Consider the following 14,530-nt stretch of genomic DNA (forward strand, 5'->3'; position numbering starts at 1 on the left):
GACCTTGTCGCGGATCTGGCGGGTCGCCGCGATGATGTTGCGCAGCGACTCGACCGTCTCGTCGTATGCGCGGGTCTTGAGGCCGCAGTCCGGGTTCACCCACACCTGGCGCAGCGGGAGCTCGGTCGCGGCGCGGTCGAGGAGCTCGGCGACCTCCCCGACCGACGGCACGCGCGGCGAGTGGATGTCGTAGACCCCCGGTCCGACGCCGTGCGTGAAGCCCGACTCGGCGATGTCGCCGATCACCTCTCCGCGGCTGCGCGCGGCTTCGATCGAGGTGACGTCGGCGTCGAGCGCGGCGATCGCGTCGATGACCACGTCGAACTCGGAGTAGCACAGGTGGGTGTGCACCTGCGTGGCTTCGGCAGCGCCGGCGGTGGCGAGGCGGAACGAACCCACCGACCACTCGAGGTACGACGGCTGGTCGGCCTTCTTGAGCGGGAGCAGCTCGCGAAGCGCCGGCTCGTCGACCTGGATCACGCCGATGCCGGCGGCCTCGAGGTCGGCGATCTCGTCGCGGAGGGCGAGGGCGACCTGATTGGCCGTCTCGGCCAGCGGCTGGTCATCGCGCACGAACGACCACGCGAGGATCGTCACCGGGCCGGTGAGCATGCCCTTCATGGGCTTGTCGGTGAGGGACTGCGCGAACGTCGACCACGCGACCGTGATCGGCGCGGGACGCGACACGTCTCCCCACAGGATGGACGGGCGCGTCGCGCGCGAGCCGTACGACTGCACCCAGCCGTTCTCGGTGACGTCGAACCCGTCGAGGTTCTCGGCGAAGTACTGCACCATGTCGTTGCGCTCGGCCTCGCCGTGGACGAGGACGTCGAGCCCGAGGTCCTCCTGCAGCGTCACGACGCGTGCGATCTCCTCGCGGAGGAACTGCTCGTACTCCTCCGTCGTGATCTCGCCCCTGCCGTGACGCGCGCGGGCGCGGCGGATGTCGCCCGTCTGGGGGAACGAGCCGATCGTCGTCGTCGGCAGCACCGGGAGACCCAGAGCCGCCTCCTGCGCAGCCACCCGGGCCTCGTAGTCCCCGCGGTCGAAGTCGTCCTGCGTGAGGGCCGCCGCCCGGGTCCGCACGGCGCCGTCGCGCACACCGGGGGCGCTCTGCCGGTCGGCGAGCGCGGCGGATGCCTCGGCCACGTCACCTGAGATGGCGTCGGCCCCCTCGGCGAGGCCGCGGGCGAGGGTGACGACCTGCGAGGTCTTCTGGTCGGCGAAGGCCAGCCACGAGACCAGGCGCGGATCGAGCGCGGACTCGTCGGCGACGTCGTGCGGCACGTGCTGCAGCGACGTGGACGTGCCGGCCGAGACCTGGCGGGCGCCGAGACCGTGCAGGGCGTCGAGTTTCTCCCATGCTCCGGCGAGATCGCCGCGCCAGATGTTGCGACCGTCGATCACACCGCCGACGAGGACCTTCTCGGCCAGCCCCGTGACGGAGGCGGGCACCGAGCCGCGGGTGAGGTCGATCGCGAGCGCCTCGACGGGCGCGGCGGCGAGGGCTGCCCACGCCTCGGCGGAGAGCTGCGCGTATCCGGCCGTGACGAGGATCGCCGGGCGGTCGGAGGAGGCCCCGAGCACGCCGTAGGCACGCGCGGCGGCGTCGGCCAGCACCCCCGCCGACGCGGGCAGGCTCTCGCTCACGAGCGCGGGCTCGTCGAGCTGCACCCAATCGGCTCCCGCGGCGCGCAGCGCGGCGAGCAGCTCGGCGTACACCGGCAGCAGGTCCTCGAGCCGGCTGAGCGGGTCGAATCCGTCGGGAGCGGCATCCGTCGCCTTCGCCAGCGCGAGGAGGGTCACCGGGCCCACCACGACCGGCCGGACCGTGAAGCCGTCGGCCTTGGCCTCGGCGACCTGGCGGGCGAAGCGGTCGCTCGACAGCGCGAACACGGTTTCGGGGCCGATCTCGGGCACGAGGTAGTGGTAGTTCGTGTCGAACCACTTGGTCATCTCCAGCGGGGCGTTCTCGCCCGCGCCGCGGGCGGCGGTGAAGTAGGCCGCGAGCCCGACCGCGCCGTCGGCGTCGCGAAGGGCCGCGAACCGCTCGGGCAGGGCGCCCACGGTCGCTGCGGCATCGAGCACCTGGTCGTAGTACGAGAACGACTCCGGAATCGACGAGTCGTCGCGTCCGAGGCCGAGCTCGGCGAGGCGCTCACGCGTGGTGCGGCGCAGCTCGGCGGCGGCCTGCTCGAGCGCCTGCTCGTCGATCGAGCCGCTCCAGTGCGACTCTACGGCGCGCTTGAGCTCGCGCCGGCGGCCGATGCGCGGGTAGCCGAGGATCGTGCCGCGGGGGAAGGCGGGAGTGGTGTCGGTCATCGTGCGACTTCCTTTTCGAGGGGGTGGGTGAGGATCCCGGCGTCGCGGAGCACCGCGATCACCGTTTCGTGGCTGTTGAACGCGTAGAGGTGGACGCCCGGCGCGCCGCCGGCGACGACGTCGCGCGCGAGGTCGGCGGCGTAGGCGATCCCCAGCGCGCGCTGGCCCTCGGGCGTGGGCTCGACCTCGAGCGAGATGGCGAGCTCGGACGGCAGCTCCTCGCCGCTGAGCTCGAGCACGCGGCGCAGGCGCGCCGGCGATGTGATCGGCATGATCCCCGGAAGGATCGGGATGGTCACGCCGGCCTCGCGCGAGCGCTGCACGAAGGCGAGGTAGTCGTCGGCGTGGAAGAAGAGCTGCGTGATCGCGAGCGTGGCTCCGGCGGCCTGCTTGGCAAGGAGCGCGTCGATGTGCTCGCGCGGATGCCGCGACCTCGGGTGCCCGTTGGGGAACGCGGCGACGGCGATGTCGACCTTCGTGCGCGGCTCGACCCGGACGGCCCCGGGGACTCCGGGGATCGCCTGCTCGGTGTAGGGCGCCCGCTCGGCCTGAACACGGTCGATGAGCTGCACGAGCTGTGCCGAGCTCTCCAGGTCTCCCAGGAACGCCTCTCCCTCGGCGACGCCCGCCGGCGGGTCGCCCCGCAGCGCGAGGAAGCTCGTGATCCCGGCGTCGAGGAACTCGCGGATGAGCGCGTTCGCCCCGGCGTACGTGCTGCCGACGCACGTCAGATGGGCGAGCGGAGCCACCGAGGTCTCCCGGAGGATGTGGCGCAGGAGATCGAGCGACCGTCCGCCCGTCGAGCCGCCGGCGCCGTAGGTGACCGAGATGAAGCGGGGTGCCACCTCGGCCAGGCGCCGGATCGTCTCATGCAGCGCGAGGGTCCCCGCGTCGGACTTCGGCGGGTACACCTCGAACGAGAACGGCACCGGCGGGGTGCTGAGATCGATCGACATGACGTGCTCTCGGGTCGGGGGACGGAAGGGCCGGACGGCCGCGGACGATCGCGCCGCCCGGAGGACCGGGGACGCGGTGTCATCGCGGGCGGGTGCCGGGCTCGGCTGTCGCTCCCTGCCCGGAGGGTGCCCCGGGCGACGATGGGACCAAGCTAGCCGAGCGGCGCGCACAAGCCCCTCCCTGTGACCTTGTATTTCGCCGTAGCGTGGTGTCGTGAGCACTCCCCTGCCCTACGGAAGCTGGCCGTCCCCGCTGACGGCGCATGCGGTGTCGGCGGCCTCCCCGCGCATCGAGGGCGCCCGATACGTCGGCGACGAGGTGTGGTGGGGCGAGACGGTGGCCGAGGAGGCGGGACGCACCGCGGTGCGGCGGCGCACGGCATCGGGCGTCGTCTCCGACGTGATCGCGGCGCCGTGGAGTGCGCGCTCGCGCGTGCACGAATACGGCGGCGGATCGTGGACGACGGTCGGTGACGACGCTCTCGTGTTCGTCGAGAAGGTCGACCAGCGGGTGTGGAAGGTCGCCGGAGACGGCGCGCCCCGCCCGCTGACGCCGGCGGCAGGCGACATGCGCTTCGGAGGGCTGACCTGGCAGGGCGGTCGCCTCCTGGCCGTGCGCGAAGTGCACGGAACCTCTCCCGTGCCGCACCGGGACATCGTGGAGATCCCGGTCGACGGAAGTGCGGCGAGGGATGCCTCGGCCCTGTCGTCGCTCGTGGAGGACAGCCACTTCCTCGCCCACCCCGTGCTCTCGCCCGACGGGTCGCACCTGGCGTGGATCGCGTGGGACCACCCCGCGATGCCGTGGGACCGCACCGAACTGCGCGTGGGACGGCTCGAGGACGGCGTCGTCGCCGAGTGGACCACCGTCGCGGGCGGCGAGACAGCGCCGCTGCAGCCGGCGTGGACGGGCGAGGACGATCTGATCTACGCCGACGATCCGACCGGCCGGTGGAATCTGTGGACGCTGCGCCTCACCGCCGACCTCGCGCACCGCCCGGTCGCTCCCGCCGATGCCGACACCGGGGGTCCGCTGTGGGTCCTCGGCCAGCGCTGGTACGCGGTGCTGGGCGACGGCAGGATCGCCGCGATCCGCACCCACGGGTCGGACGAGCTCGTCGTCGTCGACGGGGACGAGGTGCGCCCGCTCGAGTTCGAAGGGGTTGCGGGTCTGTCGATCGAGGACGTCCGCGGCTCGCGCCTGCTCGTGAGCGGCGCGGGGGCGGCCGGAACGGCGCTGTGGGAGCTCGACGTGGACGACCCCGGCTCGGCGCGGCGGATCGTCGGGGGCGAGTCACCCTGGGGCGCCGAGTGGATGCCGCGCGCCCGCCCCGTGACGTTCGACGGACCCGGCGGCCCCGTGCACGCCTACGACTACCCGCCGACGAATCCGGACGTGTCCGCGCCGGCAGACGAGAAGCCGCCGTACCTCGTGCTCGTGCACGGCGGACCCACCGCGCACGTCGGGGGCGCGGCATCCGGCAAGATCGCGTTCTTCACCAGCCGCGGGATCGGCGTGCTCGACGTCAACTACGGCGGATCCAGCGGCTACGGCCGCGCCTATCGCGAGCGCCTGCTGGGCCGGTGGGGCGTCGTCGACGTCGACGACGTGCTCGCCGCCGCCGCCGGCCTCGCCGAGGAAGGGGTCGCCGACGGCGAGCGCCTCGCGATCGCGGGAGGTTCCGCCGGAGGCTGGACGGTGCTGTGCGCCCTCACCCTCGCCGACGCGTTCGCCGCCGGCATCAGCCGGTACGGCGTAGCCGATCTCCGCCGTCTCGCCGAAGACACGCATGACTTCGAGGCGCGCTACCTCGACTCGATGGTCGGGCCGCTTCCGCAGGCAGAGGCGCTGTACGTGGCCCGGTCGCCGCTCTCACGACTCGACCGCCTGCGCACGCCGCTGCTCATCGAGCAGGGCCTCGAGGACCGCGTGGTGCCCCCGTCGCAGTCCGAAGCCGTGCGGGACGCGCTGAAGAAGAACGGCGTGCCGCACGCCTACCTCGCGTTCGAGGGCGAGGGGCACGGCTTCCGCCGGTCGGAGACCCTCGTCCGCCAGCTCGAGGCGGAGATCGCTTTCCTCGGGGGCGTGCTCGGGTTCGAGCCGGACGGCGTCGAGCCGCTCGACCTGGACTAGCGTCCGCGCACGAACGGGGCGAGTCGCGCCGCGAGGTGCTCGCCCACACGGGCGTGCACCGCCGTGCCGCCCTCCTCGTGGGCCTGCGACAGGATCATGCCCTGCTCGTGGATCGCCGATACGAGGTCGCCGCGGTCGTAGGGCACGAGCACGTCGAGCTCGACCGCCGGGAGCGGAAGCGCCGCCTCGATCGCGGCGCGCAGCTCGTCGATTCCCTCGCCGGTGCGCGATGACGCGAACAGCGCCTTCGGCTCGAGTCCGCGCAGCACCAGCCGCGTGTCCTCATCGACGAGATCCGACTTGTTGAACACGACGAGCTCCGGGATGTCGCGTCCGCCGACGTCGCCGATCACGTCGCGCACCGTTGCCAGCTGCGCGGCGGGGTCGGGGTGCGACCCGTCGACGACGTGCACGATGACGTCGGAGCCGCCGACCTCCTCGAGGGTCGAGCGGAAGGCTTCCACGAGCTGGTGCGGGAGATTGCGGACGAAGCCGACCGTGTCGGTGAGCGTGTAGACGCGCCCGTCGGTCGTCTCGGAGCGGCGCACCGTGGCATCCAGGGTCGCGAACAGCGCGTTCTCGACCAGCACGCCGGCGCTCGTGAGCCGGTTGAGGAGGCTCGACTTTCCGGCGTTGGTGTAACCGGCGATCGCGACCGACGGGATCGTGTGGCGCTTGCGCTCGGCGCGCTTGGCATCGCGCGCCGGTGCGAAATCGCGGATCTGCCGGCGAAGCTGCGCCATACGGGTGCGGATGCGGCGGCGGTCGAGTTCGATCTTCGTCTCACCGGGACCACGGGAGCCCATTCCGGCGCCGCCGGCGCCGACCTGGCCACCGGCCTGCCGGCTCATCGAGTCGCCCCAGCCGCGCAGGCGCGGAAGCAGATACTCGAGCTGTGCGAGCTCGACCTGGGCCTTGCCCTCGCGACTCTTGGCGTGCTGGCTGAAGATGTCGAGGATCACGGTGGTGCGGTCGATGACCTTGACCTTGACGACATCCTCGAGCGCGCGCCGCTGGCTGGGCGCGAGCTCGGTGTCGGCGATCACCGTGTCGGCCCCGACGGCGGCGACGATGTCGCGGAGCTCCTGCGCCTTGCCGCGGCCCACGTAGGTTGCCGGGTCGGGGTGCGGGCGCCGCTGGAGCACACCGTCCAGCACGACCGCGCCCGCCGTCTCGGCCAGCGCGGCGAGCTCGCGCAGCGAGTTCTCCGCGTCCTCCTGCTCGCCCTGCGGATGCACGCCGACGAGCACGACGTTCTCGAGCCGCAGCTGCCGGTACTCGACCTCGGTGACGTCCTCGAGCTCGGTCGACAGGCCGGGAACGCGGCGGAGCGCGGCGCGCTCCTCGCGGTCCCACTGCTCGCCGTCGGTGTCGGCGGCGCCGACGGTGGCCTGGTCCTGCAGCGCCTGCGCGGCGCCGAACACACGCACCCCGGACCGCGCGTCGGCGCGCGACAGCACCCGATCGACCGGGTCCACCGGTGTCTCGTCGGTGCTCTGGGGGGTTGTCGTATCCGTCATCGGTTCCTCTCGAAAGGATGCTTTCGCGGCCTCATCGGCCGGTTCGAGGCATCCGTGAATTCTAGCCTCCCGCGCCGGGGAGCTCCTCCGCTAGGCTCATCAGCCATGGGCAGCGACCACTACTTCAGTGCGACGCCGGCCAGTCCCGAGAACCTCCGCCGCGTCCGCGTGACGCTCGCCGGCCGCGACGTCGAGGTCACGACCGCCGGCGGCGTGTTCAGTCCCGACCACGTCGACTCGGGCACCGCCGTGCTGCTGGCCAATACTCCCCCGCCTCCGCCGGGAGGGAACCTCCTGGACCTCGGCTCGGGATGGGGTCCGATCGCCCTCTCGCTGGCGCTGGATGCACCCCGTGCCACCGTCTGGGCCGTGGACGTCAACGAGCGAGCGCTCGATCTCGTCCGCCGCAACGCGGCCGCTCTCGGCCTCGAGAATGTCAACGCCGTGCTGCCCGACGATGTTCCCGATGACGTCACATTCCGCACCATCCGCTCGAACCCGCCGATCCGCGTCGGCAAGAACGAGCTGCACGGGCTGCTCGAGCGCTGGATCCCGCGTCTCGACGAGCGCGCCGACGCCTGGCTCGTCGTCCAGCGCAATCTGGGGTCGGACTCGCTGCAGCGCTGGCTCGCCGCGACCTTCGAGCACGGGTACAGCGTGCATCGGGCAGCGACCGGACGAGGGTTCCGGGTGATCAAGGTGCGCCGGCACGGCACGCCGCAGACCGAGGCCATCCCGCTCCCCTGACGGCGCCGCGGCGGACCCGGGCCGGCCGCTCAGGCGAGCGCGACTTCGCCGGAGTACACCAGGGTCGCCGGTCCCGACAGGAGCACGTGGTGCTCGTCGCCGACGAGCGGCATCCGCACGCCCAGCGTTCCGCCGGGCACGTCGACCGTCCAGTGGTCCGGCGCAGCGGGGCCGGCCCAATGGCGCACCGCCAGCGCGGCGGCGGCGACGCCGGTCCCGCAGCTGAGCGTCTCGCCGACGCCGCGTTCGAACACGCGCATGCGGATCGAGCCGACACCGTCGCGCACGAGCGGATCGCTCGGCACCACGAATTCGATGTTCGCGCCGTGCGGCGGCTCGGGGTGCAGCTGCGGCATCACGCCGAGGTCGAGACCGTCGAGCTCCCGCGTGTCGGGGAGTGCGACGACGATGTGCGGATTGCCCACGTCGATGCCGAGCCCGGGCCGCGGAGCACCGATGCCCCGCGCGCGCACGAGAACCTCATCCGTCTCGACGCGCCAGGGGCCGAGGTCGACCTCGAGCCCGAGTTCACTGCGCGTCACCGTCTTCACGCCCGCCCGCGTGCCGATCGCGAGGGGTTCGCCGTCCAGCGAGGCCCAGCCGACTTCGGCGAGATAGCGGGCGAACACGCGGATGCCGTTGCCGCACATCTCGGCCTTCGAGCCGTCGGCGTTGCGGTAGTCCATGAACCACTCCGCACCGGCGGCTGCGGCATCCGTCCCCTCATCGATGGCGGACGCGCGCACGACGCGGAGGATGCCGTCGCCTCCGATTCCGAAGCGCCGGTCGCACAGCACGGCGACCTGGTCGTCGGACAGGTCCAGCGCGCCGTCGGGGTCGGGCACGATGACGAAGTCGTTGCCCGTGCCGTGACCCTTGGTGAACGAGATGGTCTGCGGCATCCCCCAAGTCTAGGGGCGCGCGGCGAGGCTCAGTCGGCGATGAGCCGCTTGCCGGTGGTCCAGGTCTCGAACGCCTCGAAGCCGAGCGCCTCGTAGAAGCCCTTCGCGATGTCGTTGTCGGGACGCACCATCAGCTGCACCTTCGGGCATCCCATGTCCAGCAGCAGCTGCTCGGCCGTCTCGACCAGTTCGCGGGCGATCCCCTGGCCGCGGCGCGCCGGATCGCTCGCGAGGTAGTACAGCCACCCGCGGTGCCCGTCGTACCCCGCCATGACGGATCCGACGACGTCGCCGCCGTCCACCGCGACCAGGAACAGCTCGGGCTGCACCTTCAGCTTGCGGCTGATGTCCTGGTACGGGTTGTTCCAGGGCCTCGTGAGTCCCGTCGCATGCCACAGCGAGACGACGGCCTCGGTGTCGGGGAGTTGGAAGGCTCGGATCGCGATGCTCATGAGGTCGAGTCTGCCAGGGCTGCGGCATCCGCTCCCGGCTCGACCCACCTCACCCCCTCGTATCGGCGGAACCACGACACCTGGCGCCGCGCGTACCGGCGCGTGAGCGCCTGCGTCTCGGCGATCGCCTCGGCCTCGGACAGCGCGCCGTCCAGCTGTGCGAGCGCCTGCGCGTAGCCGATGGCGCGGCGTGCGGTCACGCCGTCCTCGATGCGGGCGTCGCGCAGCGCCGCCACCTCATCGAGGAGTCCGTCGCGCCACATCGCCTCGACGCGTGCGTCCAGCCGCGCCACGAGCTCCTCGCGCGGCATCGAGACCCCGATCAGCGTCGTGGGGTCGTGCCACAGGACCGGCTCGTCGGGCAGCGCCGCACCGTGCGTGTCAGCGCCCTGGGCGAGCACCTCGAGCGCGCGGACGATGCGCCGCCCGTTCTTGGGGTCGACGCGGGAGGCGGTCACCGGATCCGCCGCGCGCAGCCGCGCGAACAGCATCCCCGGGCCGTGCGCCTCGAGCTCGGCCTCCAGCTCGGCGCGGAGCTGCGGGTCGTGCGGCGGGAAGCGGAAGTCGAACACGACGCTCGACACGTACAGCCCCGATCCCCCCACGAGGATCGCATCGGCGCCTCGTGCGTGGATCTGCGTGATCACGCGGCGCGCGGCCTCCTGGTACCAGGCCACCGCCGCTTCGGCGGTCACCTCGAGCGCGTCGAAGAGGTGATGACGGATGCCGCGCCGCTCCTGCACCGGAAGCTTCGCCGTGCCGATCTCCATGCCGCGATAGAGCTGCATCGCGTCGGCATTGACGATCTCGGCCGGAATGCCACGCGCGATGAGCGTCTCGGCGAGGTCGAGCGAGAGCGCGGTCTTGCCGGTTCCGGTGGCGCCGACGACCGCCCACAGGCGGGCCGGCCCCGACCGGTCGATCACTCTCCGATGCGCAGCGTCGGCAGCCCGAGCGACACGGCGCGCGGCGCGCCGGAGGCGCCGGCCGGTGCGGGCACGCCGCACGACTCGGCCTGCGTGCGATCCCAGGCATCGCCCGACCGCGTGCGACGGATGCGCAGCGGGGCTCCGTCGACCGAATCGGCGAGCAGATGGAAGGGGGCGGCGTGGGTGACCACGACCGAGACGATGTCGCCGGGTCGCGGGAGGTCGGAGCCCGCCGGCACCTCGAAGTGGACGAGACGATTGTCTTCCGCGCGGCCGGTCAGACGGTGGGTCGCGGCATCCTTCTTGCCCTCACCGGTCGAGACGAGCACCTGCACCTCACGGCCGAGCTGCTTCTGGTTCTCTTCGAGGCTGATGCGCTCCTGCAGGGCGATCAGGCGCTCGTAGCGCTCCTGCACGACCGCCTTGGGCACCTGATCGGGCATCGTCGCCGCCGGCGTGCCTTCGCGGATCGAGTACTGGAAGGTGAAGGCGCTCGCGAACCGCGCCTGCTCCACGACGCGCATCGTGTCTTCGAAGTCCTCGTCGGTCTCACCGGGGAAGCCCACGATGATGTCGGTCGAGATCGCCGCGTCGGGCATCTTGGCGCGCACGCGGTCGAGGATGCCGAGGAACCGATCGCTGCGGTACGAGCGGCGCATCGCCTTGAGGATCCGATCGCTTCCCGACTGCAGCGGCATGTGCAGCTGCGGCATCACGGCCGGGGTCTCCGCCATGGCGTCGATGACGTCGTCCGTGAACGCCGCCGGGTGGGGGCTCGTGAAGCGGATGCGTTCGAGGCCCGCGATCTCACCGGCGGCCCGCAGCAGCTTGCCGAACGCCTGCCGGTCGCCGAACTCGACGCCGTAGGAGTTGACGTTCTGGCCGAGGAGGGTGACCTCCATCGCGCCGTCGTCGACGAGGAGTCGGATCTCGTTCAGGATGTCGCCGGGGCGGCGGTCCTTCTCCTTGCCGCGCAGGCTCGGGACGATGCAGAACGTGCAGGTGTTGTTGCACCCGACCGAGATCGACACCCAGCCGCTGTAGACGCTGTCGCGCTTGGTCGGCAGCGTGGACGGGAAGACCTCCAGCGACTCGAGGATCTCGAGCTCGGCCTCGCCGTTGTGGCGCGCGCGCTCCAGCAGGCCGGGAAGCGAGCCCATGTTGTGCGTGCCGAACACGACGTCCACCCACGGCGCCTTCTGCTGGACGGCGTCCTTGTCCATCTGGGCGAGGCATCCGCCCACGGCGATCTGCATGCCGTCGTGCTTGTCCTTGCGCGACTTCAGGTGGCCCAGGGTGCCGTAGAGCTTGCCGGCGGCGTTGTCTCGGACGGCGCACGTGTTGATGACGATGACATCGGCGTCCTCGCCGGCCTCGGCAGGCACGTAGCCGGCGCTCTCGAGCGAGCCCGACAGTCGCTCGGAGTCGTGCACGTTCATCTGGCAGCCGAACGTGCGCACCTCGTAGGTGCGGGCGCGGCCGTCGGCGCCGAGCGCCGCGTCGGACGGCGCGATGAGCGTCGGTGAGCTGGTGGGGGTGGTCATGATGGGTGCCATTCTACGAGCCGCGCGCGGGAGCGGCGGCGACTAGCGGATGCGCGCGCGGATGCGTCCGGCGGACAGGGCCGTGAACCCGAACGCCATCGCGACGAGCACGCCGAAGGCGACCGACGCGGGCACGAGGAACTCGCCGACGAACGCATCGATGCCGTAGAACTCGCGGATCGCGTCGGCAGCGTCGCCGCTGTCGCCCACCATGGCCGGAAGCGAGACATCGGTGAACTCGACCCGCAGGAGCATGGCGCCCTGGGCGAACGGCAGCGCGTTGATCGTCGTGGCCACAGCGCCCGGCAGCGAGCCGACGGGGATGTACGCGCCGGCGACGAACCCGAGCACCGTGCCGATGACCGTCGCGAAGCCGGAGAACGCGGCGTTCGTGCGGATGAAGGACACGATGAGTGCGGACAGGGCGGTGAACCCGGCGCAGCACAGCACCGTGATCCCCGCGATTCGGAGGACCGTGAGCGGGGTGAGCCACATCGAGTCCACGATGCCGAGGTAGAGGATGCTCAGCGCGAGCACGATCATCGACATGACGATGGCGACCGTCACCGCCGCGATGAGATAGCCGAGGACGAGCTGCGTCCGCCGCACCGGCGACACGAGGAAGTCACGGAACCGGCCGGACTCGCCGTCGTCGACCAGTGTCGCGAGAGCCCCCAGTCCCGTGGTGATCGTCGAGAGCATCACGATTCCGGCGAACATCCACGTGTCGACGAAGGCGCGGATCTCCTGTTCCGACGCCCGCGGGAATGTCTCCTGCAGACCGTCGATCTGCAGGCGCGCGAGGAACAGGGTGTAGAGCACGAAGAGGATGAGCGCTCCGAGCAGTGAGAAGAAGACGTTCATCCGATCACGGAAGAACAGTCGGAGGTTGCGGCGGACGATGGCGAGGACGACCGTCACGGGCGCGCACCCGTCGGCGCGGGCGGGCCGTCGGCGTCGGCGTCGGCGGCCCGTCCGGTCAGAGCGAGGAAGACGTCGTCCATACGGCCGTGACGGAACTCGAAGTCGCGGACCCGGTCTCCGTGCCGGGTGAGCAGTGCTCGGGCGGCGTCGGCGTCGGGGACGGCGATGACGACGACGTCGCCGTCGACGGAGACCTCGTCGCCGCGGTCGGCCGCCATTCCCACGAGTCCGGGGACGTCGCTCGTCGTGACCGTCAGCAGGCTGCGGCTGTACTCCGCGCGGAGGGCCGCGGGAGTGCCGTCGGCGACGATGCGCCCGTGGTCGATGATGCAGACGCGGTCGGCCTCCTCGGTCTCCTCCATGTAGTGCGTGGTGAGGAAGACCGTGAGTCCCGTCTCGAGGCGCAGGCGGTGGACGGTGCGCCACAGGATCGCGCGGCTGCGCGGGTCGAGCCCGGCCGTGGGTTCGTCGAGGAAGAGGATCGCGGGTTCGTGGACGAGGGCGCGGGCGATGTCGACGCGACGGCGCTGCCCGCCCGAGAGCGTGCCGTATCGGCGGTCGAGGAATTCCTCCAGCTCGATCAGGGGCGAAAGGTGAGCGATGCGCTCGTCGGTGCGCGCTCGGGGGACCTTCGCGAGGGTCCCCCGTAGGCGCAGGTTCTCGCGGACGGTCAGCATGGGGTCGAGCACGGAGTCCTGGAACACGACGCCGATGCGCTCGCGCACCCGCTCTCCGTGCGACACGACGTCGTGACCCGCGACCTGCACGGAGCCTTCGTCGAAAGCCAGCACCGTCGTGAGGCAGTTGATCGTCGTCGACTTTCCTGCGCCGTTCGCGCCGAGGAAGGCGAACACCGAGGCATCGGGCACGGAGAAGGTGAGCCCGTCGACGGCGGTCGTCGCGCGGAAGCGCTTGGTCAGGCCCTCCACGACAATGGCCATCGTCCTCCTCGGATCGCCGGGTCGAGTCAGTCTCGCACGAGCAGTCCTGGCCGAGGCGCGATCGCCCGGATCAGCGGAAGCGGACTCCCGTCCCCCCGGCCTCGTCGAGCGCCGTGCGGGCGGCTGCCGTGGCCACCGATCCCGCGTATCCACGGCGCGCGAGCTGCCCGAGGAGCCGGCGCAGCGCGGTGTCGCGGTCGAGGGAACCGAGCGAGCGGGCCTTCGTGCGGGCGAACTCCAGTGCGCGCTCCGCGTCGTCGTCGGGAAGCGTCGCGAGCGCGGCGTCGGCGACGTCTCGGGGGATGCCGCGCTTGGCGAGCGTCTGAGCGATCGCGTTGCGGCCTTGGCCTTTGCGATCGACGGCGGAGTGCACGAGCTGATCGGCGAGCCCCGCGTCGTCGAGGTAGCCGTACTCCTCGAGCCCGGAGACGATCCGTTCGACGGACGGCGCCGCCACCTGCCGTTCCCGCAGCAGCGCGCGCGCTTCCGATACGGAAAGGGAACGGACGCGCAGTCGCTTCAGGAGCGCCTTCTCGGCGAGATCCTCCCCTGCCACCACGTCGTCGTCGCGGACGGGCTCATCATCGGGCGCGCGATGCGAGACCCAGGTCGGATGCCACCGTTCGTCGTCGGGAGACTCATCCGTCGGGCTCGCCTGCGGCGTTGCCCCACCGAAGAGCGGGATGACGGGGGCGAGCGAGTCGCGCTCGCCCCCGTTCTCGCGAGACATCAGGCCGGGCGGCGCGCGGCCAGGTCGTCCTGCGCGGGCGCCTCGACGGCCTTCGGCTGGCCGATGCCGAGCTTCGCCTTGATCTTCGACTCGATCTCGGCGGCGACATCCTCGTTCTTGATGAGGAAGTTGCGGGCGTTCTCCTTGCCCTGCCCCAGCTGCTCGCCGTCGTAGGTGTACCAGGCGCCCGACTTCTTCACGATGCCGTGCTCGACGCCGAAGTCGATCAGGCTGCCCTCGCGGGAGATGCCGACGCCGTAGAGGATGTCGAACTCCGCCTGCTTGAACGGGGGCGCCATCTTGTTCTTCACGACCTTGACGCGCGTGCGGTTGCCGACCGCGTCGGTGCCGTCCTTCAGCGTCTCGATGCGGCGGATGTCGAGGCGCACCGATGCGTAGAACTTCAGCGCCTTTCCACCGGCGGTGGTC

The 14,530-nt window shown here is 71.6% G+C and carries 12 protein-coding genes and 1 pseudogene; 2 read left to right on the plus strand and 11 right to left on the minus strand.

The features are described 5' to 3' along the window. Both metE and ACE3O1_RS05415 read right to left on the minus strand, forming a co-directional pair. On the minus strand, positions 1-2,322 hold a 2,322-nt coding region (metE, locus tag ACE3O1_RS05410; protein ID WP_374313217.1), incomplete at its 3' end, for a 5-methyltetrahydropteroyltriglutamate--homocysteine S-methyltransferase. Further along, positions 2,319-3,278 (minus strand): methylenetetrahydrofolate reductase, encoded by a 960-nt coding sequence (locus ACE3O1_RS05415; protein WP_374313219.1) that lies wholly within the window; start codon positions 3,276-3,278, stop codon positions 2,319-2,321. The genes ACE3O1_RS05415 and metE, both read right to left, overlap by 4 nt. A 214-nt stretch (positions 3,279-3,492) precedes the next feature. On the opposite strand from ACE3O1_RS05415, the gene ACE3O1_RS05420 reads away from it, so the two are divergent. After that, complete coding sequence (locus tag ACE3O1_RS05420; RefSeq protein ID WP_374313221.1) at positions 3,493-5,412, plus strand: prolyl oligopeptidase family serine peptidase; 1,920 nt, start codon at positions 3,493-3,495, stop codon at positions 5,410-5,412. Here ACE3O1_RS05420 and hflX read toward each other — a convergent pair. Further along, positions 5,409-6,932 (minus strand): GTPase HflX, encoded by a 1,524-nt coding sequence (hflX, locus tag ACE3O1_RS05425; protein ID WP_374313223.1) that lies wholly within the window; start codon positions 6,930-6,932, stop codon positions 5,409-5,411. The two genes, ACE3O1_RS05420 and hflX, sit on opposite strands and share 4 nt — an antisense overlap. A gap of 105 nt (positions 6,933-7,037) precedes the next feature. Here hflX and ACE3O1_RS05430 point away from each other — a divergent pair, with 105 nt between their 5' ends. Further along, complete coding sequence (locus tag ACE3O1_RS05430; protein ID WP_374313225.1) at positions 7,038-7,679, plus strand: class I SAM-dependent methyltransferase; 642 nt, start codon at positions 7,038-7,040, stop codon at positions 7,677-7,679. Between the two features lie 29 nt (positions 7,680-7,708). Here the strand turns inward: ACE3O1_RS05430 and dapF are convergent, their stop codons facing one another. From dapF to ACE3O1_RS05470, 8 genes and pseudogenes are all read right to left on the minus strand, one after another. Beyond that, positions 7,709-8,581, minus strand: coding sequence for a diaminopimelate epimerase (gene dapF, locus ACE3O1_RS05435; RefSeq protein ID WP_374313227.1), 873 nt, complete (start codon positions 8,579-8,581; stop codon positions 7,709-7,711). Between the two features lie 29 nt (positions 8,582-8,610). Next, positions 8,611-9,033 carry a GNAT family acetyltransferase gene (locus ACE3O1_RS05440; protein ID WP_374313229.1) on the minus strand — a complete coding sequence of 141 codons (423 nt, stop codon included), beginning with the start codon at positions 9,031-9,033 and terminating at the stop codon, positions 8,611-8,613. Beyond that, entirely contained in the window at positions 9,030-9,959 is a 930-nt protein-coding gene (gene miaA, locus ACE3O1_RS05445) for a tRNA (adenosine(37)-N6)-dimethylallyltransferase MiaA (protein WP_374313231.1), read from the minus strand. Before miaA ends, ACE3O1_RS05440 begins: the two co-directional genes overlap by 4 nt. After that, a complete protein-coding gene (gene miaB, locus ACE3O1_RS05450) occupies positions 9,956-11,506 on the minus strand; it encodes a tRNA (N6-isopentenyl adenosine(37)-C2)-methylthiotransferase MiaB (RefSeq protein ID WP_374313233.1) in 1,551 nt (516 codons plus the stop codon). Before miaB ends, miaA begins: the two co-directional genes overlap by 4 nt. Positions 11,507-11,548: 42 nt before the next feature. Further along, positions 11,549-12,427 carry an ABC transporter permease gene (locus tag ACE3O1_RS05455; protein WP_374313235.1) on the minus strand — a complete coding sequence of 293 codons (879 nt, stop codon included), beginning with the start codon at positions 12,425-12,427 and terminating at the stop codon, positions 11,549-11,551. Next, positions 12,424-13,371, minus strand: a complete 948-nt coding sequence (locus tag ACE3O1_RS05460; RefSeq protein ID WP_374313236.1) for an ABC transporter ATP-binding protein — start codon at positions 13,369-13,371, stop codon at positions 12,424-12,426. Before ACE3O1_RS05460 ends, ACE3O1_RS05455 begins: the two co-directional genes overlap by 4 nt. Before the next feature lie 70 nt (positions 13,372-13,441). Next, positions 13,442-14,101 carry a regulatory protein RecX gene (locus ACE3O1_RS05465; protein WP_374313238.1) on the minus strand — a complete coding sequence of 220 codons (660 nt, stop codon included), beginning with the start codon at positions 14,099-14,101 and terminating at the stop codon, positions 13,442-13,444. Next, a pseudogene (locus tag ACE3O1_RS05470) lies at positions 14,101-14,530 on the minus strand (DNA recombination/repair protein RecA); the annotation flags it as partial. The gene ACE3O1_RS05465 and the pseudogene ACE3O1_RS05470, both read right to left, overlap by 1 nt.

It is taken from the genome of Microbacterium sp., assembly GCF_041909575.1.
Taxonomy (GTDB): domain Bacteria; phylum Actinomycetota; class Actinomycetes; order Actinomycetales; family Microbacteriaceae; genus Microbacterium.

Coding starts and splice junctions, on each gene's coding strand:
- ACE3O1_RS05415 (WP_374313219.1), bottom strand. CDS start 3,278: ATGTCGATCGATCTCAGCACCCCGCCGGTGCCGTTCTCGTTCGAGGTG.
- hflX (WP_374313223.1), bottom strand. CDS start 6,932: ATGACGGATACGACAACCCCCCAGAGCACCGACGAGACACCGGTGGAC.
- ACE3O1_RS05430 (WP_374313225.1), top strand. CDS start 7,038: ATGGGCAGCGACCACTACTTCAGTGCGACGCCGGCCAGTCCCGAGAAC.
- ACE3O1_RS05440 (WP_374313229.1), bottom strand. CDS start 9,033: ATGAGCATCGCGATCCGAGCCTTCCAACTCCCCGACACCGAGGCCGTC.
- ACE3O1_RS05460 (WP_374313236.1), bottom strand. CDS start 13,371: ATGGCCATTGTCGTGGAGGGCCTGACCAAGCGCTTCCGCGCGACGACC.
- dapF (WP_374313227.1), bottom strand. CDS start 8,581: ATGCCGCAGACCATCTCGTTCACCAAGGGTCACGGCACGGGCAACGAC.
- ACE3O1_RS05465 (WP_374313238.1), bottom strand. CDS start 14,101: ATGTCTCGCGAGAACGGGGGCGAGCGCGACTCGCTCGCCCCCGTCATC.
- miaB (WP_374313233.1), bottom strand. CDS start 11,506: ATGACCACCCCCACCAGCTCACCGACGCTCATCGCGCCGTCCGACGCG.